Origin of the sequence: Nocardioides potassii, from assembly GCF_021648885.1 — a bacterium.
In the GTDB taxonomy this organism is placed as follows: domain Bacteria; phylum Actinomycetota; class Actinomycetes; order Propionibacteriales; family Nocardioidaceae; genus Nocardioides; species Nocardioides potassii.
The window spans coordinates 68,694-93,917 of the sequence record NZ_JAKJHZ010000001.1; the positions used below are offsets into that span (position 1 = coordinate 68,694).

The 25,224-nt window shown below is 72.5% G+C and carries 27 protein-coding genes; 12 read left to right on the forward strand and 15 right to left on the reverse strand.

Going from position 1 to position 25,224, the window contains the following annotated elements:
- Positions 1-27: 27 nt before the first annotated feature.
- Both L2K70_RS00330 and L2K70_RS00335 read right to left on the reverse strand, forming a co-directional pair.
- Complete coding sequence (locus tag L2K70_RS00330; RefSeq protein ID WP_236397308.1) at positions 28-327, reverse strand: hypothetical protein; 300 nt, start codon at positions 325-327, stop codon at positions 28-30.
- Entirely contained in the window at positions 324-644 is a 321-nt protein-coding gene (locus L2K70_RS00335; RefSeq protein WP_236397310.1) for a WXG100 family type VII secretion target, read from the reverse strand. The genes L2K70_RS00330 and L2K70_RS00335 overlap by 4 nt, the downstream gene beginning before the upstream one ends.
- Positions 645-772: 128 nt before the next feature.
- Between L2K70_RS00335 and L2K70_RS00340 the strand changes: the two genes are divergently transcribed.
- Genes L2K70_RS00340 through L2K70_RS00360 form a run of 5 tightly spaced genes read left to right on the forward strand, consistent with a single transcriptional unit; the run spans position 773 to position 5,533 of the window.
- Positions 773-1,096 carry a hypothetical protein gene (locus L2K70_RS00340; RefSeq protein ID WP_236397312.1) on the forward strand — a complete coding sequence of 108 codons (324 nt, stop codon included), beginning with the start codon at positions 773-775 and terminating at the stop codon, positions 1,094-1,096.
- Position 1,097: 1 nt separating this feature from the next.
- On the forward strand, positions 1,098-2,750 hold the full coding sequence (locus L2K70_RS00345; protein ID WP_236397314.1) for a putative T7SS-secreted protein: 1,653 nt from the start codon (positions 1,098-1,100) through the stop codon (positions 2,748-2,750).
- Positions 2,747-3,472, forward strand: a complete 726-nt coding sequence (locus tag L2K70_RS00350; protein ID WP_236397316.1) for a hypothetical protein — start codon at positions 2,747-2,749, stop codon at positions 3,470-3,472. The genes L2K70_RS00345 and L2K70_RS00350 overlap by 4 nt, the downstream gene beginning before the upstream one ends.
- Positions 3,465-4,208, forward strand: a complete 744-nt coding sequence (locus L2K70_RS00355) for a hypothetical protein (protein ID WP_236397318.1) — start codon at positions 3,465-3,467, stop codon at positions 4,206-4,208. Before L2K70_RS00350 ends, L2K70_RS00355 begins: the two co-directional genes overlap by 8 nt.
- An 11-nt stretch (positions 4,209-4,219) precedes the next feature.
- Complete coding sequence (locus L2K70_RS00360) at positions 4,220-5,533, forward strand: ADP-ribosylglycohydrolase family protein (RefSeq protein WP_236397320.1); 1,314 nt, start codon at positions 4,220-4,222, stop codon at positions 5,531-5,533.
- Between the two features lie 4 nt (positions 5,534-5,537).
- Here L2K70_RS00360 and L2K70_RS00365 read toward each other — a convergent pair whose 3' ends face one another.
- The 3 genes from L2K70_RS00365 to L2K70_RS00375 all read right to left on the reverse strand — a co-directional run bounded on the left by L2K70_RS00365 (position 5,538) and on the right by L2K70_RS00375 (position 9,587).
- Positions 5,538-8,120, reverse strand: coding sequence for an amidohydrolase family protein (locus L2K70_RS00365; protein WP_236397323.1), 2,583 nt, complete (start codon positions 8,118-8,120; stop codon positions 5,538-5,540).
- Between the two features lie 66 nt (positions 8,121-8,186).
- Entirely contained in the window at positions 8,187-8,954 is a 768-nt protein-coding gene (locus L2K70_RS00370) for an IclR family transcriptional regulator (protein WP_236397326.1), read from the reverse strand.
- A gap of 21 nt (positions 8,955-8,975) precedes the next feature.
- Positions 8,976-9,587, reverse strand: a complete 612-nt coding sequence (locus L2K70_RS00375; RefSeq protein WP_236397330.1) for a hypothetical protein — start codon at positions 9,585-9,587, stop codon at positions 8,976-8,978.
- A 156-nt stretch (positions 9,588-9,743) separates the two neighbouring features.
- Here L2K70_RS00375 and hutH point away from each other — a divergent pair, with 156 nt between their 5' ends.
- From hutH to L2K70_RS00395, 4 genes are all read left to right on the forward strand, one after another.
- Positions 9,744-11,297, forward strand: coding sequence for a histidine ammonia-lyase (gene hutH, locus L2K70_RS00380; RefSeq protein ID WP_236397333.1), 1,554 nt, complete (start codon positions 9,744-9,746; stop codon positions 11,295-11,297).
- An 81-nt stretch (positions 11,298-11,378) separates the two neighbouring features.
- On the forward strand, positions 11,379-11,675 hold the full coding sequence (locus tag L2K70_RS00385) for a hypothetical protein (RefSeq protein WP_236397336.1): 297 nt from the start codon (positions 11,379-11,381) through the stop codon (positions 11,673-11,675).
- Positions 11,676-11,767: 92 nt separating this feature from the next.
- Entirely contained in the window at positions 11,768-13,477 is a 1,710-nt protein-coding gene (hutU, locus tag L2K70_RS00390) for a urocanate hydratase (protein WP_236397339.1), read from the forward strand.
- 42 nt (positions 13,478-13,519) lie between these two features.
- Positions 13,520-14,101 carry a DinB family protein gene (locus L2K70_RS00395; protein ID WP_236397342.1) on the forward strand — a complete coding sequence of 194 codons (582 nt, stop codon included), beginning with the start codon at positions 13,520-13,522 and terminating at the stop codon, positions 14,099-14,101.
- Here L2K70_RS00395 and L2K70_RS00400 read toward each other — a convergent pair.
- The 5 genes from L2K70_RS00400 to L2K70_RS00420 are packed head-to-tail and all read right to left on the reverse strand — an operon-like array spanning position 14,098 to position 18,013.
- Positions 14,098-15,108, reverse strand: a complete 1,011-nt coding sequence (locus L2K70_RS00400) for a glycosyltransferase family 2 protein (RefSeq protein WP_236397345.1) — start codon at positions 15,106-15,108, stop codon at positions 14,098-14,100. The two genes, L2K70_RS00395 and L2K70_RS00400, sit on opposite strands and share 4 nt — an antisense overlap.
- On the reverse strand, positions 15,105-15,449 hold the full coding sequence (locus L2K70_RS00405) for a WxcM-like domain-containing protein (protein WP_236397347.1): 345 nt from the start codon (positions 15,447-15,449) through the stop codon (positions 15,105-15,107). Before L2K70_RS00405 ends, L2K70_RS00400 begins: the two co-directional genes overlap by 4 nt.
- Positions 15,439-16,536 (reverse strand): DegT/DnrJ/EryC1/StrS family aminotransferase, encoded by a 1,098-nt coding sequence (locus tag L2K70_RS00410; protein WP_236397349.1) that lies wholly within the window; start codon positions 16,534-16,536, stop codon positions 15,439-15,441. The genes L2K70_RS00405 and L2K70_RS00410 overlap by 11 nt, the downstream gene beginning before the upstream one ends.
- On the reverse strand, positions 16,533-17,387 hold the full coding sequence (locus tag L2K70_RS00415) for a beta-keto acid cleavage family enzyme (protein ID WP_236397353.1): 855 nt from the start codon (positions 17,385-17,387) through the stop codon (positions 16,533-16,535). The genes L2K70_RS00410 and L2K70_RS00415 overlap by 4 nt, the downstream gene beginning before the upstream one ends.
- Complete coding sequence (locus L2K70_RS00420; RefSeq protein ID WP_236397355.1) at positions 17,372-18,013, reverse strand: LbetaH domain-containing protein; 642 nt, start codon at positions 18,011-18,013, stop codon at positions 17,372-17,374. The genes L2K70_RS00415 and L2K70_RS00420 overlap by 16 nt, the downstream gene beginning before the upstream one ends.
- A gap of 73 nt (positions 18,014-18,086) precedes the next feature.
- On the opposite strand from L2K70_RS00420, the gene L2K70_RS00425 reads away from it, so the two are divergent.
- A complete protein-coding gene (locus L2K70_RS00425; protein ID WP_236397359.1) occupies positions 18,087-19,118 on the forward strand; it encodes a M48 family metallopeptidase in 1,032 nt (343 codons plus the stop codon).
- A gap of 4 nt (positions 19,119-19,122) precedes the next feature.
- Here L2K70_RS00425 and L2K70_RS00430 read toward each other — a convergent pair whose 3' ends face one another.
- On the reverse strand, positions 19,123-20,442 hold the full coding sequence (locus L2K70_RS00430; protein WP_236397361.1) for an MFS transporter: 1,320 nt from the start codon (positions 20,440-20,442) through the stop codon (positions 19,123-19,125).
- 155 nt (positions 20,443-20,597) lie between these two features.
- Here L2K70_RS00430 and L2K70_RS00435 point away from each other — a divergent pair, with 155 nt between their 5' ends.
- Positions 20,598-21,161 carry a PAS domain-containing protein gene (locus L2K70_RS00435; protein ID WP_236397364.1) on the forward strand — a complete coding sequence of 188 codons (564 nt, stop codon included), beginning with the start codon at positions 20,598-20,600 and terminating at the stop codon, positions 21,159-21,161.
- Positions 21,158-22,132: a methyl-accepting chemotaxis protein gene (locus L2K70_RS00440; protein WP_236397367.1), complete on the forward strand. Its 975-nt coding sequence runs from the start codon at positions 21,158-21,160 to the stop codon at positions 22,130-22,132. Before L2K70_RS00435 ends, L2K70_RS00440 begins: the two co-directional genes overlap by 4 nt.
- 111 nt (positions 22,133-22,243) lie before the next feature.
- On the opposite strand, the gene L2K70_RS00445 is transcribed toward L2K70_RS00440, so the two are convergent.
- From L2K70_RS00445 to L2K70_RS00460, 4 genes are all read right to left on the reverse strand, one after another.
- Complete coding sequence (locus L2K70_RS00445; protein WP_236397370.1) at positions 22,244-22,390, reverse strand: hypothetical protein; 147 nt, start codon at positions 22,388-22,390, stop codon at positions 22,244-22,246.
- A 170-nt stretch (positions 22,391-22,560) separates the two neighbouring features.
- A complete protein-coding gene (locus L2K70_RS00450) occupies positions 22,561-23,430 on the reverse strand; it encodes an HpcH/HpaI aldolase/citrate lyase family protein (RefSeq protein ID WP_236397373.1) in 870 nt (289 codons plus the stop codon).
- 1 nt (position 23,431) lies between these two features.
- A complete protein-coding gene (locus L2K70_RS00455; RefSeq protein ID WP_236397376.1) occupies positions 23,432-24,544 on the reverse strand; it encodes an HpcH/HpaI aldolase/citrate lyase family protein in 1,113 nt (370 codons plus the stop codon).
- A 54-nt stretch (positions 24,545-24,598) separates the two neighbouring features.
- On the reverse strand, positions 24,599-25,177 hold the full coding sequence (locus tag L2K70_RS00460; RefSeq protein ID WP_236397379.1) for a DnaJ family domain-containing protein: 579 nt from the start codon (positions 25,175-25,177) through the stop codon (positions 24,599-24,601).
- Positions 25,178-25,224 lie beyond the last annotated feature (47 nt).

Consider the following 25,224-nt stretch of genomic DNA (forward strand, 5'->3'; position numbering starts at 1 on the left):
TAACTTGGCGGGGCGAGGAGACGTGGGTCAGTTCACGATGGCGATGTTCTCGACCTCGATCTCTCGGGCGTCCTCGCGGTAGGTCGACAGCTTGGACCTCACCTGGTCGAGCGCCTCGGTCAGCTTCTGGACGCCGTCGCGCAGCTTCTGCTGGTACTCGAGGTGGGCGGCGTGGGAGTCGCTCGTCTCGTCCCAGCCGGGGGTGGCCTTCTCGACCTGCTCGAGGAGCTCGGTGATCTGTGTGGTGATGGCCGTCGTTGCGTCCGCGAGCGCGGTCTCCATCGCTGACAGCGACCCCTGGTGCACGACCAGTCCTCGCTCGCTCACTGGGCACCTCCACCGAGCCGGTCGGCGAGCTGGCCTGCGCGCTGGGCCTGGGCGACGTCGTTGGTCTGGTGCTCCTGGGCGACGTACATCAGGTTCTGGGCGTAGCCGTCGAGGATCGGGCCGAGCGTGACGGCGACGGTGAACCACTCGTTGATCGCCTCGCCGAAGCCGGCGGCCGCCTGGCCCTTGAAGCCCGAGCCTGCCTCGGTCTCGATGGTAGAGCCGAGGTCGCTCAACGTCTGCTGCAGCGGCTCGACCGCCTCGGCGACGGCCTGGGCGGCTGCCTGCATCTCGGCGTAGACAAGTCCGACGGCCACGGCCGCCTCCTCTCGCGATGACTCGGGTGCTGGCAGGCCTCCTACCCCCGTCACGCCATCTTCACACCCGCGACCGGCGCGCGAGATCGTACGGTTTGAGGGACCGGCCGACGGGGAATCGAGGAGCCATGCCGTCGTACGACTACGAAGTCGATCTCCAGAGCATGGGCAAGGCCGCCGAAGGGCTCAACGAGACGCTGCAGCTCTTCAAGGACAAGGACGTCGAGGACCTCGTGCCGTCCAAGGGCGACGTCGGTCACGACGTGGTCTGGGACGCGCTCGACGAGTTCAAGGGGCGTTGGGAAGAAGGCGTCAACAACCTCTGCCAGGACGTCGAGGAGATGGCCGGCCGCCTCGGCAAGATCGCGATGAACTACTTCGAGACCGACAAGGCGGGGTACGACGCCCTCTCGGCGCTCAAGGGCACCATCGCCTCGGTGAAGGTGCTGTGAGATGCCGGACTTCGAGATCGAGGGCAACCCGGGCAACATCCGGTCCAAGGCCGTCACCATGGAGCAGAAGGGACAGCTCTTCTACGACACGGGCGACGCGTTGTCGAAGATCGACGTGTCCGGCTGGACCGGACGCGCGGCCGACGAGTTCCGCGAGGCCCACGACCTCGAGCCGGAGCGCTGGTACAAGTCCGGCAACGGTTTCAAGCGGGCGGCCGCCGGGCTGACGACGTACGCCGGTGCGCTGGAGAACGCGCAGTCGCGGGCCGAGTGGGCGCGCAAGGAGTACGAGCGCGGGCAGCAGGAGTCCGCCGACGCGCGCACCCGGTACGACTCCTACATGGGCCGGATGCGGACGTACTGGGCCAACGGCGGGACCGACCAGGCCGAGCCGTTCGTCGACTCGGGCAACCCGATCCAGCAGGGTGCCCTGGAGGAGCTCGCATCCGCCCGGTCCGACCTCGACAACGCCGCCCACGTCTGTGCGGGCGAGATCAAGGCGGGCTGCGCCGACGCCCCGGAGGAGCCCAACTGGCTCGAGTCCGGGCTCAAGTTCGTCGGCGGGATCCTCGAGGGCGCCGGCGAGGCGGTCTGGGACCTGCTGACGATGGTGCCGTTCAGCCCCGTCAACATGGTCATCGACTCCTACAAGCTCGCGACGGGCGACATCACGCCCGAGGAGCTGATGAAGAAGTACGAGCTGTCCGCCGAGAACGCCTGGGACATGGCGACCGGCATCTACACCGGGCTGACGACCGACCCGATCGGCTTCGGAAAGAACCTCGGCAAGAGCCTGCTCGACTGGGACACGTGGGCCGACGACCCGGCGCGCGCCATCGGTCACCTCGTGCCCGACGCCGTCGCGGCGATCGCGACCGGTGGCGCCGGCGCCAGCCTGAAGGCGCTGCGCGGGCTCAACGGCCTGCACGACATCTCGCTCCTCGCCCGCCCGCTCCACGGCCTCAAGTCGTTGCGCGGCCTCGACCTCGGCGACCTCACCGGGCTGTCCAAGATGGACGACCTGGCCCTCGGCCGGCACCTCGACGGACTGTCGCCCGCCGACCAGGCGCGCCTCCTGCGCCGCGGGGCAGAGCCCGAGCTGGGCACCTTCGAGGACGTGTTCGGGCCGCACCGGTTCGATGCGGACTACAACCGGCCCGACATCGCGAACTCGTGGGCCGGCGGGCACACCGAGCACGGCTCCGTGCCGCGCTCGGAGACGTTGGTCAACCTGCACGGCAAGGGCGATCCCGGCACCGGGACGTTCTGGACCGACACCCGTGAGGCCGCAGCGCTCCGCACGGAGACGCAGGGCATGGACCGTCTCGCGCTCGAGAAGAGCTGGTACGACAATGGCGACGGGACCTACCGTCCCCGCGACGAGATCACCGTGCGCGACTTCACCCAGGGAGACGGCATGCGCGTCCAGGAGGGCACCATCGGTCCGCAGCCGACGACCGGCGGCGGCGCGACCCAGCACGTGATGGGCCTCGACGAACCCTTCTACTCGCAGGGCGCGGCCTCGCAGTGGACGGGGCCCTCGCCCTGGGTCAGCGCGGTCCCGGACGGCGCCTGGTCGGGCTTCGGGCAGGGTTTCGCCACCGGTCTCGGCGGCAGCATGGTCGTCGGCGCGGCCGCCGAGGACGGTCAGTGAGCCTGCTCGACCGCCTGCTGGGCCGGTCGTCCGACCCGCCACCGCCGGCAGCCGACCCGCCGCCCGTCGACGACGGGCTCGAGCAGTGGGTGGTCACCGCCCTGCAGGCCTGCGCCGACCTCGGCCCCGCTGGCCGGTTGGTCGTCGCGGTCCTCGGCGAGTCCCTGGCCGACCCGCCGTCCTCGCCGTGGTTCGGTCACGAGCCGACGGCCAGCGGTCTCGCCGACCTGCTCGGCGCGCTCGGTGAGGACCCTGCGAGGACCGAGCCGCTCCTCGCGGCGGAGGCCGGCCTGGCGGGTCGTCGCCTCGGGGTGCTGTCCGACTCCACCCGCGAGAGCTGGCGGGCGACGGTCCAGGCGGTCTTGCGGGACCCGGCCGCGATCGCCGCGCTCCCGGAGCGGGACCAGCGCCACCGCGAGGCCGAGCAGGTGTGGCGTACGGCGGCGGCACGCGTGCAGCCGTGGCGGGCCGTGCAGCTCGACCCCGACCGCGCCCTGGGCCAGGTCCGCTGGTACCCGGGCTGTGACACCCGGACCTTCATCGGCTACTCCGACCCGCTCGGTCTCGCCGCCGTGCAGCGATCGGTCCAGGAGCATCGATTCTCCGACGAGGAGTGGCAGGCCCTCGTCCCTGTCGAGGAGCTCCACCGCCATGCCGTGCACCCGCTCGCCTGGCGGCTGTCGTCGCTGGCCTTCGCCGCCAGAGGAGGACCACGTGGCTGACGAGACCGGTGCCCATGCCCGCTGGCAGCAAGCGGCGACGTCGTCCGACACCGCCTCCGTCCTGGACGTCGTGCGCACCGTCGCCGACGCCACCTCCCCGTGGCCCATCCTCGTGCGTGCCCTCGTCGTCACACCGGTCTACCTGCGGGTGGCCGAGGGTGGCCGGGTGGAGACGTCGCGGGCCGACGAAGAGGAGTACGTCCACGTCTACTCCTCACCGCTGCGACTCACCGCGGGCCTGGCCGTCGACGTCGAGGAGCTGACCATCCAGGAGGTGTTCGTCGCCGACCTGGTCAACCAGGCGGGCGGCCGCCTCGGCATCCGCATCGACCCCGGCCTGGCGTCGGAGCAGGTCGTTCCGCCTGACATGGCGACCGAGGTGCTGTCCGTCGCCGCGGGCCTGCCGGTCCGTGCCGCCCTCACGCCGGGGGAGGGCGAGGAGCTCGTCGTCGAGACGGGCCCGGACGAAGTGACCGACCTGGACCAGCGGGTCAAGAGGGTCGTCGTCGACGCGAACCCCGCGGCGCGGATCATGCGCGCGGCAGCGAGGCTCGCGGGCATCGGCGGCCGGACGTGGCCCGTCTACTCCGTGACCGGGACCGTCCAGGACCCGATGGTCCTCAGCGATGCGGTGCAGCGCGCCGCGGCGGTGCCGATCGTGCTGCTCATCGAAAACCGCCCGGTGCAGCTGGCCGAGCTGGTCGACGTGCCCGCTCACGGCCTCGTCCTCGACTGACCGGCTGCGTGATGAGCGACGCCGACCCGAGGGCGCGGGCATCCGACGCCCGGGAGGACCGGGTCGAGGGAACCCTCCTCGGCGGCGCGTGCGGCGATGCGCTCGGGGTGCCGTACGAGCTCGGCTCGGCACCGCTCGCTGCCGGTGAGGTGCCGCGGATGATCGGTGGCGGGCTCGGGCCGTACGCACCCGGCGAGTGGAGCGACGACACCCAGATGGCAGTGGTGATCGCCCGAGCAGCTGCTGAGCACGGGCTGCGCACGGTCGATGCGCTCGACGCCGTCGTCACCGGGTGGGTCGACTGGCTGGCCTCCGGCGCCTCCGACGTCGGCACCCAGACCCGGCAGGTGCTAGGCGAGGTGGCAGCCGATGTCGACGGAGCGCGCGCGGCCGAGCGGGCCCGCCTGGCGTCGTACGCCCTGCACGCGCAGACCGGTCGCACTGCCGGCAACGGATCGCTGATGCGCACCGCGCCGGTGGCGCTCGCCCTCCTCGACGACCCGGCAGCGCTGGGCGAGCAGGCGCGCGCGATCTCGGGTCTCACGCACGCGGATCCGCTCGCCGGCGACGCGTGCGTGCTGTGGTGCCACGCGATCCGCCGCGCTGTGCTCGACGGAGACGTGCCCGACCTGGCGGAGCACGTCGTCGAGCTGCCTCACGCCCGGCGCGACCAGTGGGCTGGGTGGATCGCCGACGCCGAGCGACGCACGCCGTCCGCGTTCGCGCCCAACGGGTACGTCGTCACCGCGCTCCAGGCCGCCTGGTCGGCGATCTGCCACCCGCTCGGCGACGGGCCGCTGGTCGTGGCGTCGCTGTCGGCCGCCGTGCATGCCGGGGACGACACCGACACGGTGGCCGCCATCGCGGGCTCGCTGCTCGGCGCTGCCCACGGTGCCTCGGCCCTCTCCGCTGAGTGGCTCGATGCCGTGCACGGCTGGCCGGGTCTCCGAGCCGACGACCTGCGTGACCTCGCCCGCCGCGTGGCTGATCGCGGAGACCCGGCCGCGGTCGACCTCCAGGTCTCGGACGAGCTCGACGAGGTCGCGGAGCACCTGGTCTCGCGTGGACTCGGAGAGGGCCACCACTTCGTGGTCCACGGGCGCCCGGTGCGGGGGGGCCGGTCCAGCGAGTACATCGGTCTCCGGGTCCTCGACGACGGTTCCTACCGGGTCTGGTACTCCGGCGACCGGGGCACGCCGCGCACCTACGTCGAGACCCCTGACTGGGCCGTCGCGCGCCAGCGGTTCGTCGACGAGGTGGAGCTCCTCGGTGCGTCGCGCGGTGACTGGAAGGCACCACGACGGCACCGGTGGAAGCGTCGCTGACGGCTCACCCGCGTCGTACGCCGACCACCTTGCCCGCGCGGGACAGCTCGACGGTCATCAGGACCCGCTTCGTGCCCGGCTTCCTCGCGCAGTAGGTGAACTCCTGGCCCAGCCTCTGCCAGGGCTGGCCGACGCGCTGCATCAGCGCCTTGGCCCGGAGTCCCTCGTCGGCCGCGCGGGTGAAGGCGCGCACCGACTTCCGCAGGCCGGGGTTGCGGCACGAGTCGGGCGCGATGCCCCACGCCCGCTCCCACGTCTGGAGGTAGGCCTCGGCGCCCCGGCTCAGGTCGGCGCCGAGCGCCGCCCCATCGGCACCCGCCACGTGCTGGACGTCCTCCACCCAGTCGGCGTACATCCCGTAGTGGGCGACCCCGTCGCGGTTGATGTCGAAGACCCGCTCGCCGCTGCGCTGCCGGCTGACGGTCACGCCGTTGAGCCCCGTGAAGGGGTACGTCACCGGGGCCGGCGCGTCGGCGCCGCGCGGGTCGCCCTGCGCGCCGAAGCCGTTCATGTCCGAGCCGAAGCCGAAGCCGAAGTAGAACCGCTCGTCGGTCCAGCCGAGGTGCTGGCGCCACTTCTCGACGAACCCCGTCGAGTCGCCGGCGTACGGCGCCACGAAGCCGCCGAGGCGGTAGATCCGCGGGTAGGCGTCGGGGGTGGACCACGAGTGCGACGACACGACACCGACCGGGCGGCCCGCGGCCTGCTGCTGCTCCATGTAGTCGAGCGCGGCGTTGCGGCCGGCGACGCTCATGTGGTCGGGGTCGAAGAGGATCTTCTGGTCGATCATCGCCGAGAGCAGCTTCTGCCCGAGCGGGCTGAGGCCGAGCTGGTTGCAGTGCGGGCCCCTCGGGTAGATCGGCGCGGGCTGCACGCCGAGGTCGCCGAAGAGCTTCCAGATCGCCCCGAAGATGGCGTCCTGGTCGGGCGTTCCCTGCGGAGGGGACCCGAGGTCGCCCAGGTTGGGCGACTGCAGCCGGTCCTCGGTGCCGGGGGCGTAGGTCGACGGGCAGGTCTGCATCCGCAGGAACGACCCGGTGCTGAGGAAGTTGGCGCTGTTGGTCAGCGTGCCCGTCGAGCCGGCGTCGCCCGCGACGCCGGTGAAGGCGTTGTCGAACTTGTTGGTCAGCTCCATCTGGCTGACCCCGAGCTTCCTCATCTCGGCGAGCTCGGCGAGCATCTGCTCCTCGGTGCACGTCGGCCGGCCGAGCTGGACGTTGCAGCCGAGCGGTACGGACGTCTCCATCCCCATCACCACCGCGAGCTTGCCGGCGTTGATGACCTCGCGCGCCTCGAAGGGGTCGGTGACGATGCGGTACCAGCCACGGCCGGGGCCGCCGTACTGCGCGTCGATGTAGTCCTGCATCGCCCGCATGTCCGCGGCCTGCAGGCGCACGGAGTCGCGGTCGTCGCAGGAGTTCTTCTTGAGCGGGTAGACCGTGCAGAGGACGTGGTTCTCGGTGAGCAGGCTGGTGTGGATGCGCAGCCCCGCGCGCCAGGAGCGCTCGAGCCACTTGTAGTAGACCTGCTGGTGGGTCAGCGAGTGCGGGTTGGGCCAGTAGGAGAACGTCGGCCAGCCCACGGGGTCGTGGCCGCTGCCCGGGGCCTTCCCCGCCAGCACGTCCTCGAGGGCGGCGCCGCGGCCGTCCGCGAGCTGGTGGTCGGGGCAGTCCACGAGCGCTGCGGGGGCGCCGTACCTGTGGAACGGCGGGCTGCAGATGACCCGGCCGCCGAGGAACTCGTGGGTCTGCCCGTGGACGTGCGGGTCGACCCACCCACGGACCTCCTGGTAGCCGGTGACGCCGCCGAAGGGCCGGCCACTGACGTTGGTCTCGACCTCGGGGAACGGGGCGCAGCCGGTCGTGCGGCGCACCGCGAACGGCTCGGCGGACCCGGTGGCGAAGGCCCCACCCGTCGTGCGGAGCGCGCGGCCGTCGGCGAGGGTGAAGGTGAACGAGCCGCGGCCGGTCCGGCGGACCGTCCAGTCCGCGTCGGGTGACGGGGACGCCGCCCACACGGCTCCGCCCGTCCCGGACGCCGACGCGGCGAGGAACGTGCGGTCGGGCGCGTAGAGGAGATAGCGGCCGAGGCCGGTGGCCTGGAAGGTGAGCGGCTGGCCGCCGAGGGAGTAACAGCCGCCGGCCATCGCGTAGACGTCCTCGGGCACCCGCTTCCTCGCGCTGCGCAGAGGTACCCCGACCAGGCGGGGCTCGCGCTGGGTGCGCTGCGCGGCGACCCGGGCGCGGCTCGCAGCGCGCTCGGCGGGAGTGGTCCGGTCCGGGGCGGCCGTGGCCTCACCGCTGCGGCTGAGGGCGTTCTTCGTGGTCGGGTCGTTGTGCACGTGCCCGTGCCCGTCGAGGGTGGCGGTGCCCGCCACCTGGGCGATCGCGGCGGCGCCGGCGTCGGTGATCGGCGGCGGGCCGGCCAGGGCGTCGGCGCGGGCGCCCACCTCGGCGTCGTAGATCGAGAAGAGGTCGGGGGAGGGGAAGCCGTCCGGCTCGGCCGACACCACGCCGCCGACCACGAGCCCACCGGCGGTGAGCAGCGAGAGGAGGATCCGGCGCGGGTGGCGGGGCGTCTGGGTCACGGCGGTCCTCGAGTCACGTCGGCGGCAGGATGCGTCGGGGGTGCAACGACATTCGCCCGCGGCGGGTCACGTGGCAGGCGCTCGGCCGCCGCTGACCCTCCTCGTCAGGCGCCGTGCCGTCTCGGTGACCGCGGCCGCGATCGCGGCGACGTGGGCCGTCACGCCGCTGGGGAAGGTCACCGCCACCCCCGCCACCGGGTGGGCGTTGTGGTCGAGCACGGGTGCAGCGACGCTCTGCAGGCCGGGGGTCACCTCCCCGTCCTCCGTGGCGTGCCCGCGCTGGCGTGTCTCGGCCAGGACGGTGCGCAGGGCGCTCAACGACGTCGGGCCCTTGCCGTGGCGGTCCACGAACGCACTGCGGTCGGGGTAGAGGGCGCGCACCTGGCTCGGCGGCAGCGCGGCCAGGATCGTGCGGCCCGACGCGGTGAGGTGGGCCGGCAGGCGTACGCCGACGTCGGTGACCAGCGGTGGTCGGCCCGGCGCCCGCTCCTCGATGACGTAGAGGACGTCGCGACCGTGCAGCACGGCGAGGTGGGCACCGTGGCCGGTGCGGTCGACGAGCTCGGCGAGCGGCCGCCGGGCGAGGCGGGCCAGCGGCTCCTGCCGGGTGAAGCCGCTGCCCACCTCGAAGGCCGCGACCCCGAGTCCGTAGCGGTGCTCGTCGGGCAGGTGCACGACGAAGCCCTCGTCGATCATCGCGTTGAGCAGGTGGTACGCCGTGCTGCGCGGCAGGTCGCACGCCCGCATCACCCGGTCGAGCGGCACCGGGTCGGCCTGCGTGGCCAGGAACCGCAGCACCCGCAGGGTACGGGTCGCCGCCGGGACCTGGCTCACGGTTGTCTCCGGAGCTGGTCGTCAGGCCTTGTCGGGGTCGCTCGAGGAGTCCCTCTTGGTGAACCAGCCGCCGCCGTCGTCGGTCTTCTCGATCGGCTGGCCGGGCATCTCCTGGGCACCCCGGGTGCGCTGCGGGAGACCGGGTGCGGCGGCGTGCTCGTCGGCGGGGGTGGCTGTGGCCGTCGTCCCGGTCGAGTCGGTCGAGTCGGTCGAGTCGGTCGTGGCGGGGTCGGGAGTGCGGTTGACCTCGGACGGCGGGGTGGGCTGCTGGTCGACGCCGCCCGGGACCTGCGGCGAGTAGTCGTCGGCCCTGGTGTCGACGCGGGGGTCGAGCTGGTCGGCCTCGCGGACCTGGGCCTCGTGCTCGGCCTCGACCTGCTGGGCGGCGACCTGCGCCTCGCGGGCCTCGGCCTCCGCGCGCTGTGCCTGGGCGCGGGCCTCCTCGGCGCGGCGCTCCGCCTCGGCGGCGTCCTGCTGGGCGGGCGCGATGGTGCTCTGGGCCTGGGTGGCGGCCTGGCTGCGCAGCTCCTCGGCCCGGGCGATCTTGGCGTCCTTGTTGCGCTTGTTGACGAGGAAGGCCGCCACGGCGGCGACGACCAGGACGACGACGATGACGATGATCAGGGTGGTCACGGGATTCCTTCTTCACTTCGACAGGGGACTGCCAGTCTGGCAGCCCCGGGCGTCCTGTCCAGCGGATCGACACCCGCGCGGGTGAGTCTCGTATGTCAGACCCTGGCGGCTCCCAAGCGGTGGTGGCGCGGTGAGCGCCGGGAGCACGATGTGGCCATGCACACCGTCCAGGTCGGGGTCGGCCCCGTCTCCTTCGACGACCTCGTCCACGTCGCACGCGACGGGGCGCCCGTCGCGCTGACCGACGAGGCGCTCGGCGCCATCGACCGGGCCCGGCAGGTCGTCGAGGACCTCGCCGCGGCCGAGACGCCCACCTACGGCGTCAGCACCGGGTTCGGCGCGCTCGCCACCCGTCACATCCCGACCGAGATGCGCGCCCAGCTCCAGCGCTCGCTGGTCCGCTCGCACGCCGCCGGCTCCGGCCCGGAGGTCGAGCGCGAGGTGGTGCGGGGCCTGATGCTGCTGCGCCTCTCGACGCTGGCGACGGGGCACACCGGCGTACGTCGCGAGACCGCGCAGCTGCTCGCCGGGTTGCTGTCCCACGGGATCACCCCCGTCGTGCGGGAGTACGGGTCGCTCGGCTGCTCGGGCGACCTCGCGCCCCTGTCCCACTGCGCGCTCGCGCTGATGGGGGAGGGCGAGGTGCGCGACCCCGACGGCACGCTGATGCCGGCCGCAGATGCCCTCGCCGCCGCCGGGCTCGAGCCCGTGGAGCTCGCGGCCAAGGAGGGCCTGGCCCTCATCAACGGGACCGACGGCATGCTCGGCATGCTCGTCCTGGCGATCACCGACCTGCGCATGCTGCTGCGCACCGCCGACGTCGCGGCCGCGATGAGCGTCGAGGGCCAGCTCGGCACCGATCGCGTGTTCGCCCCCGAGCTCCAGGCGATCAGGCCGCACCCCGGCCAGGCGCTGTCCGCCGCCAACCTGACCGCCCTCATGGCCGACTCCGCGATCGTGGCGTCGCACCGCACCGGGCCAGAAGGTGGGGCCCAGTGCAACCGGGTGCAGGACGCCTACTCCCTGCGCTGCTCGCCGCAGGTGCACGGTGCTGCCCGGGACACGGTCGAGCACGCCGCGAGCGTGGCCGGCCGCGAGCTCGCGAGCGCGATCGACAACCCGGTCGTGATCGGTGACCGGGTCGAGTCCAACGGCAACTTCCACGGCGCCCCGGTGGCCTACGTGCTCGACTTCCTCGCGATCGTCGCCGCGGACGTCGCCTCGATCAGCGAGCGTCGTACGGACCGCTTCCTCGACCGGGCCCGCAGCCACGACCTGCCGCCGTTCCTCGCCTCCGACCCGGGCGTCGACAGCGGCCACATGATCGCGCAGTACACCCAGGCGGCGATCGTCTCCGAGCTCAAGCGGCTCGCTGTCCCGGCCTCCGTCGACTCGATCCCCTCCAGTGCGATGCAGGAGGACCACGTGTCGATGGGGTGGAACGCTGCCCGCAAGCTGCGCACCGCCGTCGACGGACTCTCCCGTGTCATCGCCGTCGAGGTGCTCACGGCGGCTCGTGCGCTCGACCTGCGCGCACCGCTCACGCCGTCGCCAGCGACCGCCGCGGTGGTCGCGCTGATGCGCCGGTCCGGCGTCGAGGGACCCGGTCCCGACCGCCACCTCTCGCCCGAGATCGAGACCGCCGTCGGTCTCGTCCAGTCCGGCGCGGTCCTCGCCGCGGCCGAGTCCGTGATCGGCGCTCTCTCCTGAGCCCTTCACGCCGGCCTGCTCGGGCCGTGACTGTCACCGTTCCGCGGACGCGGCCCACTTCGGACGCCTAGCCTGCGACGCATGAGAAGGAATGTCTGCGCAAGCGTCCTGCTGGGCGTCCTCGCGGTCGCCGGAATCGTGCCTGCGGCCCATGCCCACCCGGGCTCGACGGCCGGGCGGTTCGCCGGGTCGTCGGCAGGCCTGTGGACGTGCCGCTGGGCACCGACCATGGACCAGGACTGGCACAACGACGCCCTCTGCTCGAACGGCGTGAAGCAGGTGCGTCCCTACCTGCGGCCCCACGACAGCTACATCACCCGTGACGAGCTGATGGCGTCGGCGCGGGCGTGGGCGCGTGCCCGCAACCACCACCACTGAAGCGCCAGGGTCGAGCGAGCAGTCTCGGATCACAGACTGCTGAGCGCTCCGGCCACTATCGCGTCGGGTCGCCACCGCAGTTCCATGAGGACATGAACCCGGACGTCGCCGCGAACCCCCGCTTGCCGATCCACGCCGCCCGCGGCACCGAGCTGACCGCGAAGTCGTGGCAGACCGAGGCGCCGCTGCGGATGTTGATGAACAACCTCGACCCCGACAACGCCGAGCGGCCCGAGGACCTGGTCGTCTACGGCGGCACCGGCAAGGCGGCGCGGGACTGGCCGTCGTACGACGCGCTGGTGCGGACGCTGCGCGACCTCGAGGCCGACGAGACGCTGCTCGTGCAGTCGGGCAAGCCGGTCGGCGTGATGCGCACGCACGAGTGGGCGCCGCGCGTGCTGATCGCCAACTCCAACCTCGTCGGCGACTGGGCGAACTGGGAGGAGTTCCGTCGGCTCGAGGACCTCGGCCTGACGATGTACGGCCAGATGACGGCGGGCTCGTGGATCTACATCGGCACCCAGGGCATCCTGCAGGGCACGTTCGAGACCTTCGCCGCGATCGCGGACAAGAGGTTCGGCGGGACGCTCGCCGGCACGATCACCGTCACCGCCGGCCTCGGCGGGATGGGCGGCGCGCAGCCGCTGGCCGTGACGATGAACGACGGCGTCGCCATCTGCATCGAGTGCGACCAGCACCGCATCGACCGCCGCCTCGAGACCCGCTACCTCGACGCGCAGGCGCGCGACCTCGACCACGCGATCGAGCTCGCGCTCGAGGCGCGTGACGCGCGTCGCGGCCTGTCGATCGGCGTGCTGGGCAACGCCGCCGAGCTGCTGCCGGAGATCCTCGAGCGGCACCTCGACGGCTCGGTGCGCGTCGACATCGCGACCGACCAGACGTCCGCGCACGACCCGCTGTTCTACCTGCCCGCCGGGACGTCGTACGACGACTGGGAGCGCGAGCGCACCGAGGATCCGCGAGGCTTCACCAAGCGCAGCCAGGAGTCGATGGCCCGCCACGTCCGCGCGATGGTCGAGCTCCAGGACGCCGGTGCCGAGGTCTTCGACTACGGCAACTCGATCCGCGACGAGGCCCGCAAGGGCGGCTACGACCGGGCCTTCGAGTTCCCGGGCTTCGTCCCGGCCTACATCCGGCCGCTCTTCTGCGAGGGCAAGGGCCCCTTCCGCTGGGCCGCGCTCTCCGGCGACCCCGAGGACATCTTCGCCACCGACCGCGCGATCAAGGAGCTGTTCCCCGCCGACGAGAAGCCGGAGTACGCCCGCCTCCACGCCTGGCTCGACATGGCTGCCGAGCGCGTCCAGTTCCAGGGCCTGCCCGCCCGCATCTGCTGGCTCGGGTACGGCGACCGCGCGAAGGCCGGCGCGAAGTTCAACGAGATGGTCGCCAGTGGCGAGCTCAAGGCGCCGGTCGTGATCGGCCGCGACCACCTCGACTGCGGGTCGGTCGCGTCGCCCTACCGCGAGACCGAGGCGATGCTCGACGGCTCCGACGCCATCGGCGACTGGGCGATCCTCAACGCCCTGGTCAACACCGCCTCCGGCGCCACCTGGGTGTCGTTCCACCACGGCGGCGGCGTCGGCATCGGCCGGTCGCTCCACGCCGGCCAGGTCACCGTCGCCGACGGCACCGAGCTCGCCGCGGAGAAGATCCAGCGGGTGCTGACCAACGACCCGGGCATGGGCGTCATCCGCCACGTCGACGCGGGCTACGGCCGCGCGATCGAGGTCGCCGAGGAGCGCGACGTCCGGGTGCCGGTCGAGCCGCACCGGCGGGACTGACCGCCTGCCGCGCGTGTGGACGGTTGCTGGCAGGGTGGCGGCATGGACGACTCGGCGGCCAAGACCAACCTCCACTCCTACCTCCGGCACGAGCGGGCTGCGGTGCTCGCCAAGCTCGACGGGCTGTCGGAGTACGACGTCCGCCGCCCGATGACCACGACCGGCACCAACCTGCTCGGGCTGGTGAAGCACCTCGCGACATGGGAGGCGCGGTACCTCGGTGAGGTCTTCGGCCGCCCGTTCCCCGAGCCGCTGCCGCGCTGGGACGTCGAGGAGGAGCGGCTGGCCGACCTGTGGGCGACCGAGGACGAGTCCCGCGCCGAGGTGGTCGAGCGCTACCAGCGGGTGTGGTCGCACAGCGACGCGACGATCGAGGCGCTCGCGCTGGGCGACACGGGTCGGGTCGAGTGGTGGGGCGCGGACGACGTACCCCTGTTCAACGTGCTCGTCCACGTGCTCGCCGAGACGAGCCGGCACGCCGGCCACGCCGACATCCTGCGCGAGGAGCTCGACGGTGCGGTGGGCACCGATGCCGAGGCGATGGCCGCCGCCGGCCACGACCCGGCCTTCTGGGTCGAGCGGCGGGAGCGGATCGAGGCAGCGGCTCGCGCCGCCGGTCGCTAGCCCCGCCGGGCGCGCAGGCGCTCGCGGAGCGCCTCGATCTTGGCCTCCTGGGCCGCCCGGATCTCCTGCAGGCGGTCCACGTGTCCGCGCAGGGTGTCCAGCTCCTCGCGCAGCGCCGCCGGCTCGGCGCGCAGGGCGGCGACCAGCTCGCCGAAGTAGGTCTCCTTCGACTCGAGCTGGACGGTGAAGTACTCCCGGGTCGAGGCCAGCGAGGCGTGCAGGGTGGCCAGCTCCTCGCGGTCCTCGATCAGCTGGCGGAGCATGCCCTCGCGGACGCGCCTGTCGATGTCGTCCTGGGCGCCCGGCGACGTGACGAGCGTGTGCCACGGGACGATCTCGTCGGTGCGCGCCTGCGGCTCCCACGTGTCCCGTCCACCGCTGCTGGTGGGGAACTGGAGGGCCGTCATCCGCGCCGAGGTCGCGGCGCGGAAGCCCGGCGCCAGCATCTTGCGGAACTGCCACCGGTCCGGCCAGAAGCCCGTCGGAGTGGTGTCCCAGCGCGAGACGCGCTCGTACGCCGACCGGGTGTGGGCGGTCCCCGTGATCGAGATCGCGTTGTAGTCGAGGTCGTCGCGCAGGTGCAGCGCGGCCACGTGCGGGTCGGACAGGTCCGAGGCGAAGAGACGGACCTCGCCGGCGGGCGTGAGGTAGCCGTTGAGGCACTGCGCGAGGTCGTGGTCCTCGAGCAGCTCGAGCAGGTCGGCGACGTGGTCCGGCAGCAGCAGGTCGTCGTCGCAGAGGTAGAAGATCGCGTCGCTGTCCGCGGCCTGGATCGCGTCGTGGCGGTAGCGCTCGCCGTGGAACGGCCCCTTGGGGAAGTCGAGGAACCGCACCCGCCGATCGGCGGCGACGAGGTTGCCCGCCACTCGACGTACGCCGTCGGTGACGCCGTCGCCGATGAGCAGCACCTCGACGTCCTCGACGCTCTGGCGCAGCACGGTGTCGACGGCGAGCGGGAGCGTCGTCTCCTTGTCGTGGATCGGGATCAGCACCGACGCCCGGGTCATCCGCGCACCTCGAAGGGCTCGTCGCACAGCACGACGACGACGGACCCGGACCCGTCGAGCTGGTAGTCGACGTGGTCGCCGGCAGTGATCGTGACGGAGTCCCCGGGCGTCCTGAGCTCGTGGTGCTCGGTCCCTCGTGGCGTGCCGAGCGTGAGGTCGGCCGAGCCCGCCACCAGGACCACGAGCTCGGTGCAGACCGCGTGGTGGCCACCGCGCGGTCCGCCGCCGTCGACGCCGGTGACGGTGAAGACCCGGCGCACCGGGAAGCCGAGGTCGTCACCCTCGACGACGACCAGCTCGCCTCGCGCGTCGCGGTGGGAGGGGAACCGCCTACTGCGCACCGGGCTCCCACTCGCGGAGGGCTGTCTCGACATGGTGCACCTCCTCGTCGGTGAGCTCGGGGAAGCAGGGCAGGCTCAGGATCCGCCGGGAGGTGTCGGCGGCCACCGGCGTCCCACGTCCTTCGACACGCAGGCCCGGCATGTCGCCGACCAGGTGCGGGTAGTGGACCGCGGTCTCGACACCGTGACCGGCCAGGTGGCGGGCGAGGTCGTCGCGGTCGACCGTCACCACGACGGCGTGGTGGGCCACCGTCGTCAGCGGGTCGCCCCACAGCGCGGCCCGTCCGGAGAGCGCGTGACGCCAGCGGTCGGCGATCGCCCGCCGACGCGCGTTGCGCTCGTCGAGGTGGGGCAGCCGGGCCGACAGGACGGCGGCCTGGAGCGGGTCGAGCCGGGTGTTGCGGCCGTGGGGGAGGTCGACGCGGAACCGCTCCTCGGCCCAGCCGTACTGCCGCAGGGCGCGGGCGCGTTCCGCGACCTCCTCGTCGGCGAACGCCACGAGCCCTCCGTCACCGATCGCGCCGAGGTTCTTCGTCGGGTAGAAGCTGAAGGTCGCCGCGTCGCCGGTGCCGCCCACGTGGCGACCGTCGACGCGCAGGCCGTGGGCCTGCGCGCAGTCCTCCACGAGCGCGAGCCCGCGGCGCCGGCGCCAGGCATCGATCCCGTCCAGCGGTACGGCGTCGCCGTGCAGGTGGGTGACCACTACGGCCTCGACGTCCGGCCGGTGCGCGTGCTCCGCGGTCGAGGCCGTGACGGTCAGGGAGGCGGGGTCGAGGTCCATCACGACGGGGACCAGCCCGGCGATGCGCGCTGCCGTCGCGGCGTACCCGCCCTCGTCGGCAGCGACCAGCACGCCCGCGCCGGGCGACAGGCCGAGCGCCGTGAACGCCACGACGAGGGCATCGGTCCCGTTGCCGACGCCGACGGCGTGCCGCAGACCGGTGTAGCGCGCGAACGCCTCCTCGAAACCCTCGACCTCGGGGCCGAGGATCCACGGCCCGTCGCGCAGCACGCGCTCGACGGCCTCGCGGACGGCTCGGGCCTCGGCGTCGCCGAGCCGGGCCGGCGCGGCTGCCGGCACCCTCATCGGGCAGTCAGCCTTTCCCGCAGCTCCGCCGGCGTCATCATCGCCCGGTCGTGCAGGGCCAGCAGCTCGTGGACCCGCTCGACGAGCATCGGGTTGGTCGCCAGCCGCGTGCGGCCGCGGTCGAACCAGATCCCGTCCTCGAGCCCGACCCGTACGCCGCCACCGGCAGCGATCGAGTGCGACTGGACCGGCAGCCCGAAGTCGCCCAACCCGGCGCCCGACCAGATCGTGCCGTCGGGGAGCCGGTCGAGGGCGAGACCCATCTCGGCGAGCGAGGCCTGCATGCCGGCGACGTTGCCGAAGAAGACGTTGGCGACGACCGGCCCGGGGAGCAGGCCCTTGCGCCGCAGGACGTGGACGTAGTTGACCATCCCGAAGTCGAAGAGCTCGAGCTCCGGCACGATGCCGCGCTCGAGCATGATCTGCGCCAGGGCGTGGATCGTGTCGGGGCTGTTCACCGAGGCCTGGGTCAGGAAGTTCAGCGACGACAGGGTGAGCGAGGCGAGGTCGGGCTTGAGGTCGCCCTCGAGCGCCAGGCAGTCCGCCCGTCGCTCGACCTCCGACCAGGTGCGTCCGCTCGTGCTGACGTTGATGACGACGTCCGGGGCCGCCTCGCGGACCGCTCCCACGATCCGGCGGTAGACCTCGCGCTCCCACGTGGGCGCCTCGTCCTCCCCGCGGGCGTGGAGGTGCACCGATGTGATCCCGATCGCCGCGGCCGCCGCGACGTCGGAGGCGATCTCGGCCGGCGTGAGCGGCACGTGGGGTGTCATGGCCCTGGTCGGCACCATCCCGGTCGGCGCCAGCACGATCGGTGCCGGCTCGTCCAGGGCACTCAGCAGTGCGGACACGTCAGCTCCTCCACGGTGTGCGACCTGAGCACGCGGGCCGGGTTGCCGACGACGACGTCGCCGGGGGCGACGTCGCGCGTCACGACCGCTCCGGCCCCCACGGTGGCGCCGGTCCCGATGGTCACCTCGGGCAGGACCGTCGCGCCCGAGCCCACGAACGCGCCCGCCTCGACCACGACGCCGCCGGCGAGGACCACACCCGGTCCGGTCGCGGCGGCGAAGCCGAGCCGGGCGTCGTGACCGATCGTGCTGGCCCTGTTGACGTTCGCGTGGCAGCCGATCGAGGCCCACGACCCGATGACGACCCCGGCGTTGACGTACGCCCCGTGCGCGACCTCGGCGGTCGACGGAAGGATCGCCGTGGGGTCGACCATGGCTTCGGGCCGGTCCCACCCCCCGTCCCGCGCCGCGTGGGCCGCGCCCGACCGGCCGGCGGCCGAGGACAGGCCGAGCGTGAACGGCGTACGCGCGGTGTCGTCGCCGAGGGTGGTGAGCCGCGGCAGCCGGTCGTCCGCGCCGCCGTGGTTGTCGACGCAGACGACGTCACGACCTGACCGGCGAGCAGACTCCACCACGTCGAAGGCGTACGGCGAGGCGACACCGAACACGGAGAGCGGCTGTGGCATGGCCAGACAGTAGTGGGTGCGAACATGGCCGAACACCTGCCGCACCACCCCTTCGATGGGGCAGGATCCCCCCATGGCATCGGGGGACAGGAAGAAGCCGGCGCGTGCGCGCGTCGTCCTGACGGACATCAGCTCACGGGCGTGGGAGCACCCCGCCGACAAGGGCGCGCTCGTCGCGCTGCGCAAGCTCAAGGGCTTCGACGTCCTGCTCAAGACGATGTCGGGGGTGTTCCGCGAGCGCGCGTGGCGGCTGACGCTGCTCGGCTCGGCGGTTCGCGTCGACGAGCGGCAGTTCGCCCGGCTGCACCGGCTCCTGGCCGAGGTCGGCCAGAGCCTCGACGCGACCGTGCTGCCCGAGATGTACGTCCAGGCCGACCCGACGCTCGGCGCCCAGACGGTCGGCATGGACAAGCCGGTCATCGTGCTGTCGTCCGGCCTCGTGCACCACCTCGACGACGACGAGCTGCGCTTCGTCATCGGCCACGAGCTCGGGCACGCCATCAGCGGCCATGCGGTCTACCGCACGCTGCTGTTGCGACTCCTCGGCCTCGGGGGTCTGCTCAACGCCGTGCCCGGCGGCGCGCTCGGCATCCGGATGGTGACCGTCGGGCTGCTCGAGTGGTCGCGCAAGGCCGAGCTGTCGGCCGACCGTGCCGGTCTCCTCGCCAGCCAGGACCCGACCGCCGCGCTGCGCACCCACATGAAGCTCGCCAGCGGCGGCACCCTCGACGAGCTCGACGTGACGTCGTTCCTCGCGCAGGGGGCTGAGTACGACGAGGGCGGCGACGTGCGCGAGTCGCTCATCAAGCTGTCGCTGCTGCAGCAGCAGACCCACCCGTTCGCCGTGGTCCGGGCCACCGAGCTGCGCCGGTGGATCGACTCCGGTGCCTACACCGCGATCCTCGGCGGCGCCTACCCGCGCCGCGAGGGTGACGACGACGCCTCGGTCAGCGAGGCCGCGCAGGAGGCCGCAGCCAGCTACGCCGTTGCCTTCGAGCGGACCCAGGACACGCTCGGCCGGCTCGTCCACGACCTCGCCGGCTGGATGGGCACGGCGAGCACCTGGCTCAACGACCGCTTCCGCCGCGGCAACGAGAGCGCCTGACGGTTCAGTCCCGACCGGTCCGGGCCTGCGGAGCCGGCTCGCCCGTCGCGGGGTCGGCGGTGGGGACCTGCTCGTCGGGCACCCCGTTGACCGCCGGGCTGACCAGCCGCTCGACGACGAGGGCGAGCACGGCGATCAGCGCGCAGCCCGCGACGAGCACCGCGACGTAGGCCGTCGCCCACCCGCGGTCGAGCACGAACCCGGCGAACAGTGGCCCGCCGATCGCTCCCGCCTGGAAGGCGCCCGCGTTGACCGCGTTGTAACGCCCGCGGAGGTGGTCGGGCGCCATGTCGTTGGTGATGGCGGGGATGGTCGGCTGCATCATCGTCTCGCCGAGGGCGAACAGGGCCATGAAGGTCAGCACGCCGACGGCGGCGAACCGGTCCGGGACCAGCCCCGTCGCGCCGAGCACGACGTAGGACAGCGCCCAGATCGCGCACATCACCAGCATGACGCGCGTGCGGCGGTGACCGGCGATGCGACGCAGCACGAGGAACTGCAGCAGCACGATCACGGCGGTGTTGATCGCGAAGGCGACCCCGATGACCCCCGTCGAGACGTCACCGACCTGGCGCGCGAAGGCCGGGAACCCCGCCTCCAGCTGGCCGTAGCCGAGGAAGACCGCGATGAAGGTCAGGCCCGTCATCCCGATCACTGCCGGGGTGCGCAGGATGGCGAGGTAGGACCCGCTCGTCGCGTCGTCGTCCTCGGGTGCCGCGTGCTGGCCGGTGACGTGGCGCAGGGGGCCGAGCAGCAGCGCGATCGGGACCAGCATGCTGGCGGCGTCGGCGAGGAAGATCACCGTGAAGGTGTGCGGCTGCGACACGTCGGCGTAGAGGCCACCGATGATGCCGCCGACCCCGATGCCGAGGTTGACCAGCGCGAAGTTGATGCCGAAGTACTGCTGGCGCTGCTCGCCGGTGGTGACCGCGGCGATGAGCGCGTTGAACGCCGGCCACGACATCCCGAAGTTGATGCCGAGGAACGCCATCGCCACCACCGCGACGACGGGCGTGGTCGCGAAGGCCAGCACGGCGCACCCGACCAGCTGGCACGTGGTCGAGGCGAGGAGCACCCGCCGCGCCCCGAGGCGGTCGGTGAGGGCGCCGCCCGGTCCCGTGACCAGCAGCGCGACGACAGCGATGAATGCCATCAGGGTGCCGGCGAGGTCGAGGGAGAACCCGCGGACCTCGTGGAGGTAGATCACCGTGAAGGGCAGGGTCAGCCCGCGCCCGAGCGTCTGGACCGCGACCGTCGAGAGCAGCCAGCGTCCTTCGGGCGCCAGCTGGGCCCAGAACTGCCGCAGGGTCACCGATGAGCTCACCGGACGATTCTGTCGCCGGGCACCGACAGTCCGCACGCGGGTTTCGGACCTCACCGGTGGCGTACGACTTCGGTCGGACTCCTCAACCCGGGGCTGTCGGGGCCGATAACCCCGTCGACCGGGGCACGGAGCCCGGCGCAGCTGGAGGTGCACACGTGACAACGACAACGGAGACCCCGCTCCTGCGAGGGGTCCGCCCCACCGGGGTGGAGCGGTCGTTCGGTCGTGACGAGGTCATCGTCACCAAGACCGACCTCAAGGGCCGGATCACCTACGCCAACGACGTGTTCTGCCGCGTCTCGGCGATGGCCGAGACCGACCTGCTCGGCCAACCGCACAGCATCATCCGGCACCCGGAGATGCCGAAGGCGGTCTTCAAGCTGCTGTGGGACACCCTCGGCAGCAAGCAGGAGCTGTTCGCGTACGTCGTGAACCTCGCCGGCGACGGCGCCCACTACTGGGTCCTCGCCCACGTCACCCCGAGCCTCGGGCCGGCCGGCAACCTGGTCGGCTACCACTCCAACCGCCGGCTGCCGGACCCGCGAGCGATCCGCGAGGTCGAGCCGATCTATCGCCGCCTGGTGGCGGAGGAGAGCCGGCACTCGCGCTCCACCGACGCCGCCCGGGCCGGCGAGGCGCTGTTGCACGACCTGCTCTCCGAGCGCGGCACCTCCTACGACGAGTTCGTGTGGTCGCTGGCGAACGGGGTGGCGGCATGAGCAGGCTGCGCGGTGTCGGCCGCGCGCCGGTCGTCGACGAGGCAGAGGTCTACCGCGCGGTCGTCCAGCAGTGGCTCGCCACCTGCCGCGACGCCGCCTCGGGTGACTTCGAGGCGCGGGCGATGGCCGTGCCGGGGAGCGAGGGGATGGAGGACGTCGCCGAGCTGCGAGCGGCCCTCAACCTGCTGCTCGACCGGACCGACGCCTACGTCCGTGAGTCGGCCGCCTCGCTGGAGGCGGCCAGCGAGGGACGCTTCCACCGCACCTTCCTGACCAGCGGCATGAGCGGCTCGTTCCGCAGCGGTGCCACGACCATCAACGGGGCGAGCGCGCAGATGGCCGCCTCCCAGCGGGAGATCGACCTCGCCGAGGGCGCTCGGCAGGAGCTGGCCAACCGCCTCGAGGACACCGTCATGTCGGTGTCGGAGCAGGTGGCCGCTGCCGCCACCGAGCTCAGCGCGACGGCCGCCGGGCTCTCCGACGCCGCCCACCACGCCGTCGGTCAGGCCGACCTTGCGAGCACCACCGGCGAGAGCCTGGACGGTGCCGCCCAGGAGATCCAGGACGTGGTCCGCGTGATCTCCCAGATCGCCGCCCAGACCCAGCTGCTCGCGCTCAACGCCACGATCGAGGCGGCTCGCGCCGGCGAGGCGGGTCGCGGGTTCGCCGTGGTCGCCAGCGAGGTCAAGACGCTCGCCGACACCACCGCGAAGTCCACCGAGCGCATCGTGGGCCAGGTCCAGTCGATGCAGCAGGTGGTGACCTCCAGTACCGCGGCGATGACCAGCGTGGAGGGCACCGTGCGCGAGATGTCCCCCATGGTCGACGCCGTGCGGACGGCGGTGGACGGACAGTTCCGTGGCGCCGTCGAGGGCCTCGACGCCCCGGCCCAGGGCCTGGCGCAGATGGCCGAGCTGCTGCGCGAGGAGGTCGTGTCGTTCCTCGGGGTCATGCGGAGTGGCGCCGCCTGAGGCCACCTCCTCGAAGGGCGAGCACCGGTTCCCCTCGGTCCGCGCCCGGACGTGGCCCCAGACACAGCAGGCCCCGGACACCGAGGTGTCCGGGGCCTGGAGTCTGAGGTGTCAGAACACCCGTCGGCGGGTGCCGCCGATCGGCACGAGGTTGAGCACGAGGCCCACGACGATGAGGATCAGGCCGATCGTGACCAGGATCTTCGCCGATGCGACGAGCAGGCCGATGATGAGCAGGATCAGTCCGAGGACAACCATGTGTTTCGCCTCCTAGTGAAGCGCCCAGGTGTGGGCGGCGCCTGCACTCTGCCGCGTGCCGGGGCGTTTGGAAAGCCGACGACCCTCCCTGCGGGTGAATTTTGTCCACAGTTTGTCCATGGTCAGACACAAGTCGGACCCGGGGTCGGACCAATCGGGCCGGAGAGCCCTCACGAGGCGTCGAGTGCCCGGATCGCCTCGTGGATGGAGAGCGTGCGGCGCGCGGACTCCACGTGCAGGTTCTCCACCATCCGGCCGCGGTAGGTCACCACTCCCGACCCCCTCCCGTCCTCGAAGGCCGCGATGAGCCCGCGGGCGTCCTCGACGGCCTCCTCGCTCGGCGCGAAGGTCGTGTTCGCGCCCTCGACCTGGCCGGGGTGGATGAGGGTCTTGCCGTCGAAGCCCATCTGCCGTCCTTGCTCGCACTCCGCGAGGAAGCCCTCGGCGTCCTTCACGTCGTTGTAGACGCCGTCGATGACCGCGATCCCCGCGGCGCGGCCGGCGAGCAGGGCTGTGTGCAGGCTGGGCAGGAGGGGAGCGCGACCCGGGACGTGCTCGGCGTACAGCTCCTTGACCAGGTCGTTGGTACCGAGGACGAAGGCGCCGAGCCGCTCGGAGGACCTGGCGATCGCGAGGGCGTCGAGGACGGCCACGGGGGTCTCCACCATCGCCCAGAGCCGGGTGTGGTCGGGCGCACCGGCCGCCTCGAGCAGGTCGACGAGCCGGGCCACCTGCTCGGGGCTCTCGACCTTGGGCACGACGACCGCGGCCGGTCCGGCCTGTGCCGCCGCGGTGATGTCGGCCTCGTGCCACTCGGTGCCGATGCCGTTGACGCGGATGGTGACCGTACGACGACCGTAGTCGCCGCTGGCGGCCGCGGCGGCCGCGGCCTCGCGCGCGGCGGGCTTCGCGTCGGGTGCGACCGAGTCCTCGAGGTCGAGGATCAGCGCGTCGCAGGGGATGGCCTCGGCCTTCTCCAGCGCCCGCTCGTTGGAGCCGGGCATGTAGAGCACGGAGCGGAGCGGAGTGAAGTCACTCATCTCAGGCCTCCGTGCCGCTGTGCTGGTCGGGGATGGCGTCGTACTGCTTCTTGAGCTCGGGGTCGATGGCGGCCAGCTCGTCGGCGAGGGCGACCATCACCTGGCACTGCTTCACCGACGCGTCGTCCTCCATCTTGCCGTCGATCATCACCGCGCCCGTGCCGTCGCCCATCGCGGCGATGACCCGTCGCGCGTGTGCGACGTCCTCGACGCTGGGGGAGAAGACCTTGTTCGCGATCGCGATCTGGGCCGGGTGCAGCGACCAGGCGCCGACGCAGCCGAGCAGGAACGCGTTGCGGAACTGGTCCTCGCAGGCGACGGTGTCCTTGATGTCCCCGAACGGCCCGTAGTAGGGGTAGATCCCGTGCATCGCGCACGCGTCGACCATCCGGGCGATCGTGTAGTGCCACAGGTCCTGCTGGTACGTCGTGCGCGGACCGTCGTACTGCGGGACGCCGAGGTCGTCGCGCTCGGGGTCCTGACGCACGAGGTAGCCGGGATGGCCGCCACCGACGCGGGTGGTCTTCATCCGCCGGTCGGCGGCGAGGTCCGCCGGGCCGAGCGAGAGGCCCTGCATGCGCGGGCTGGCCGCGCAGATCTCCTCGATGTTGGCCACGCCACGCGCCGTCTCGAGGATCGCGTGCACGAGGATCGGCCGGTCGAGGCCGGCCTTGGCCTCGAGCTGGGCGAGCAGGCGGTCGACGTAGTGGATGTCCTCGGCGCCCTGCACCTTCGGCACCATGACCACGTCGAGCTTGTCGCCGATCTCGGTCACGAGGGTGACGAGGTCGTCGAGGCCCCACGGGCTGTCCAGGGAGTTGACGCGGGTCCAGAGCTGGGTCGGTCCGACTGTGCCGCCGAGATTGGCGGTGGCCCTGCCGATGTCGACCAGGCCCTGGCGTGACTTCTCCTTGTTCTCCGCCTTGACCGCGTCCTCGAGGTTGCCGAGGAGGACGTCGACGGTGCCGACCATGTCCGGCACCTTGGCCGCCATCTTCTCGTTGCCCGGGTCGAAGAAGTGGATCGCGCGGCTCGGCCTGGCCGGGATCTCGCGCAGCGGTGCGGGCGCCCCGACGGCCAGCGGGGCGAAGAAGTCCTTGGCGGTACGCGTCATGCGCGCAAACTACCGTCGGGCGGGCGGCTGTCGATATGACGGATCTCTCGCGGATCAGGAGCGGCGCTGCCACCAGCGGCGCTTCGCCGGCTCGGCCGCCTCGGCTGCTGCACGGGCCGCACGCTGCGCCTCGATCCGGGCCGTACGACGCTCGCGCCAGGCGGCGACCTCGTCGTCGACGTCGCGCTGCCGGGTGATCACTGGCGGGCCGGACGGTCCCGTCGGTGGCGTGTAGATCGCCTTGCGGACGCGGGCGTTGAAGTCCTCGACCTCGCGTCGTACCTCCGACTCGACGTTGATCCGGTCGAGCCGCTCGTCGAGCTCGGCGTCCTCCTTCCGCAGGGCGAGGGCGGGCGGGAGGATCGCGATGTTCTCGCGCTCGACGAGCTTCTTGATCCACCAGTCGGGGTCGTGCTCCACGCCGAGGTCCTCGATCGGCTTGCCGTAGCCGGCGAGGTCGTCGAAGTCGCCGCGCTCCATCGCGATCCGGATCTGCTGGTCGACCCAGCTCGCCTGGTGCTGGATGCGCGCGGCGGCCGCCGACCGGCCGGTGCGCTCGTCACGCTCGACCTCGCGGCGCACGGACTCGGCGTCCGCGGTGGTGAACTCGTCGTCCCGGCCTGTGTCCGGCATGCGTCCACTGTACGAGCCCGCCCGTCGGGACCTGCTGGGTGAGGCTG

What these genes read in the sequence shown, in the direction of transcription:
- L2K70_RS00410 (WP_236397349.1), bottom strand. Translation starts at nt 16,536, where the DNA reads ATGAGGGTGCCGGCAGCCGCGCCGGCCCGGCTCGGCGACGCCGAGGCC.
- L2K70_RS00455 (WP_236397376.1), bottom strand. Translation starts at nt 24,544, where the DNA reads ATGACGCGTACCGCCAAGGACTTCTTCGCCCCGCTGGCCGTCGGGGCG.
- L2K70_RS00400 (WP_236397345.1), bottom strand. Translation starts at nt 15,108, where the DNA reads ATGACCCGGGCGTCGGTGCTGATCCCGATCCACGACAAGGAGACGACG.
- L2K70_RS00445 (WP_236397370.1), bottom strand. Translation starts at nt 22,390, where the DNA reads ATGGTTGTCCTCGGACTGATCCTGCTCATCATCGGCCTGCTCGTCGCA.
- L2K70_RS00450 (WP_236397373.1), bottom strand. Translation starts at nt 23,430, where the DNA reads ATGAGTGACTTCACTCCGCTCCGCTCCGTGCTCTACATGCCCGGCTCC.
- L2K70_RS00345 (WP_236397314.1), top strand. Translation starts at nt 1,098, where the DNA reads ATGCCGGACTTCGAGATCGAGGGCAACCCGGGCAACATCCGGTCCAAG.
- hutH (WP_236397333.1), top strand. Translation starts at nt 9,744, where the DNA reads ATGCACACCGTCCAGGTCGGGGTCGGCCCCGTCTCCTTCGACGACCTC.
- L2K70_RS00340 (WP_236397312.1), top strand. Translation starts at nt 773, where the DNA reads ATGCCGTCGTACGACTACGAAGTCGATCTCCAGAGCATGGGCAAGGCC.
- L2K70_RS00460 (WP_236397379.1), bottom strand. Translation starts at nt 25,177, where the DNA reads ATGCCGGACACAGGCCGGGACGACGAGTTCACCACCGCGGACGCCGAG.
- L2K70_RS00360 (WP_236397320.1), top strand. Translation starts at nt 4,220, where the DNA reads ATGAGCGACGCCGACCCGAGGGCGCGGGCATCCGACGCCCGGGAGGAC.
- L2K70_RS00395 (WP_236397342.1), top strand. Translation starts at nt 13,520, where the DNA reads ATGGACGACTCGGCGGCCAAGACCAACCTCCACTCCTACCTCCGGCAC.
- L2K70_RS00385 (WP_236397336.1), top strand. Translation starts at nt 11,379, where the DNA reads ATGAGAAGGAATGTCTGCGCAAGCGTCCTGCTGGGCGTCCTCGCGGTC.
- L2K70_RS00420 (WP_236397355.1), bottom strand. Translation starts at nt 18,013, where the DNA reads ATGCCACAGCCGCTCTCCGTGTTCGGTGTCGCCTCGCCGTACGCCTTC.
- L2K70_RS00425 (WP_236397359.1), top strand. Translation starts at nt 18,087, where the DNA reads ATGGCATCGGGGGACAGGAAGAAGCCGGCGCGTGCGCGCGTCGTCCTG.
- hutU (WP_236397339.1), top strand. Translation starts at nt 11,768, where the DNA reads ATGAACCCGGACGTCGCCGCGAACCCCCGCTTGCCGATCCACGCCGCC.
- L2K70_RS00440 (WP_236397367.1), top strand. Translation starts at nt 21,158, where the DNA reads ATGAGCAGGCTGCGCGGTGTCGGCCGCGCGCCGGTCGTCGACGAGGCA.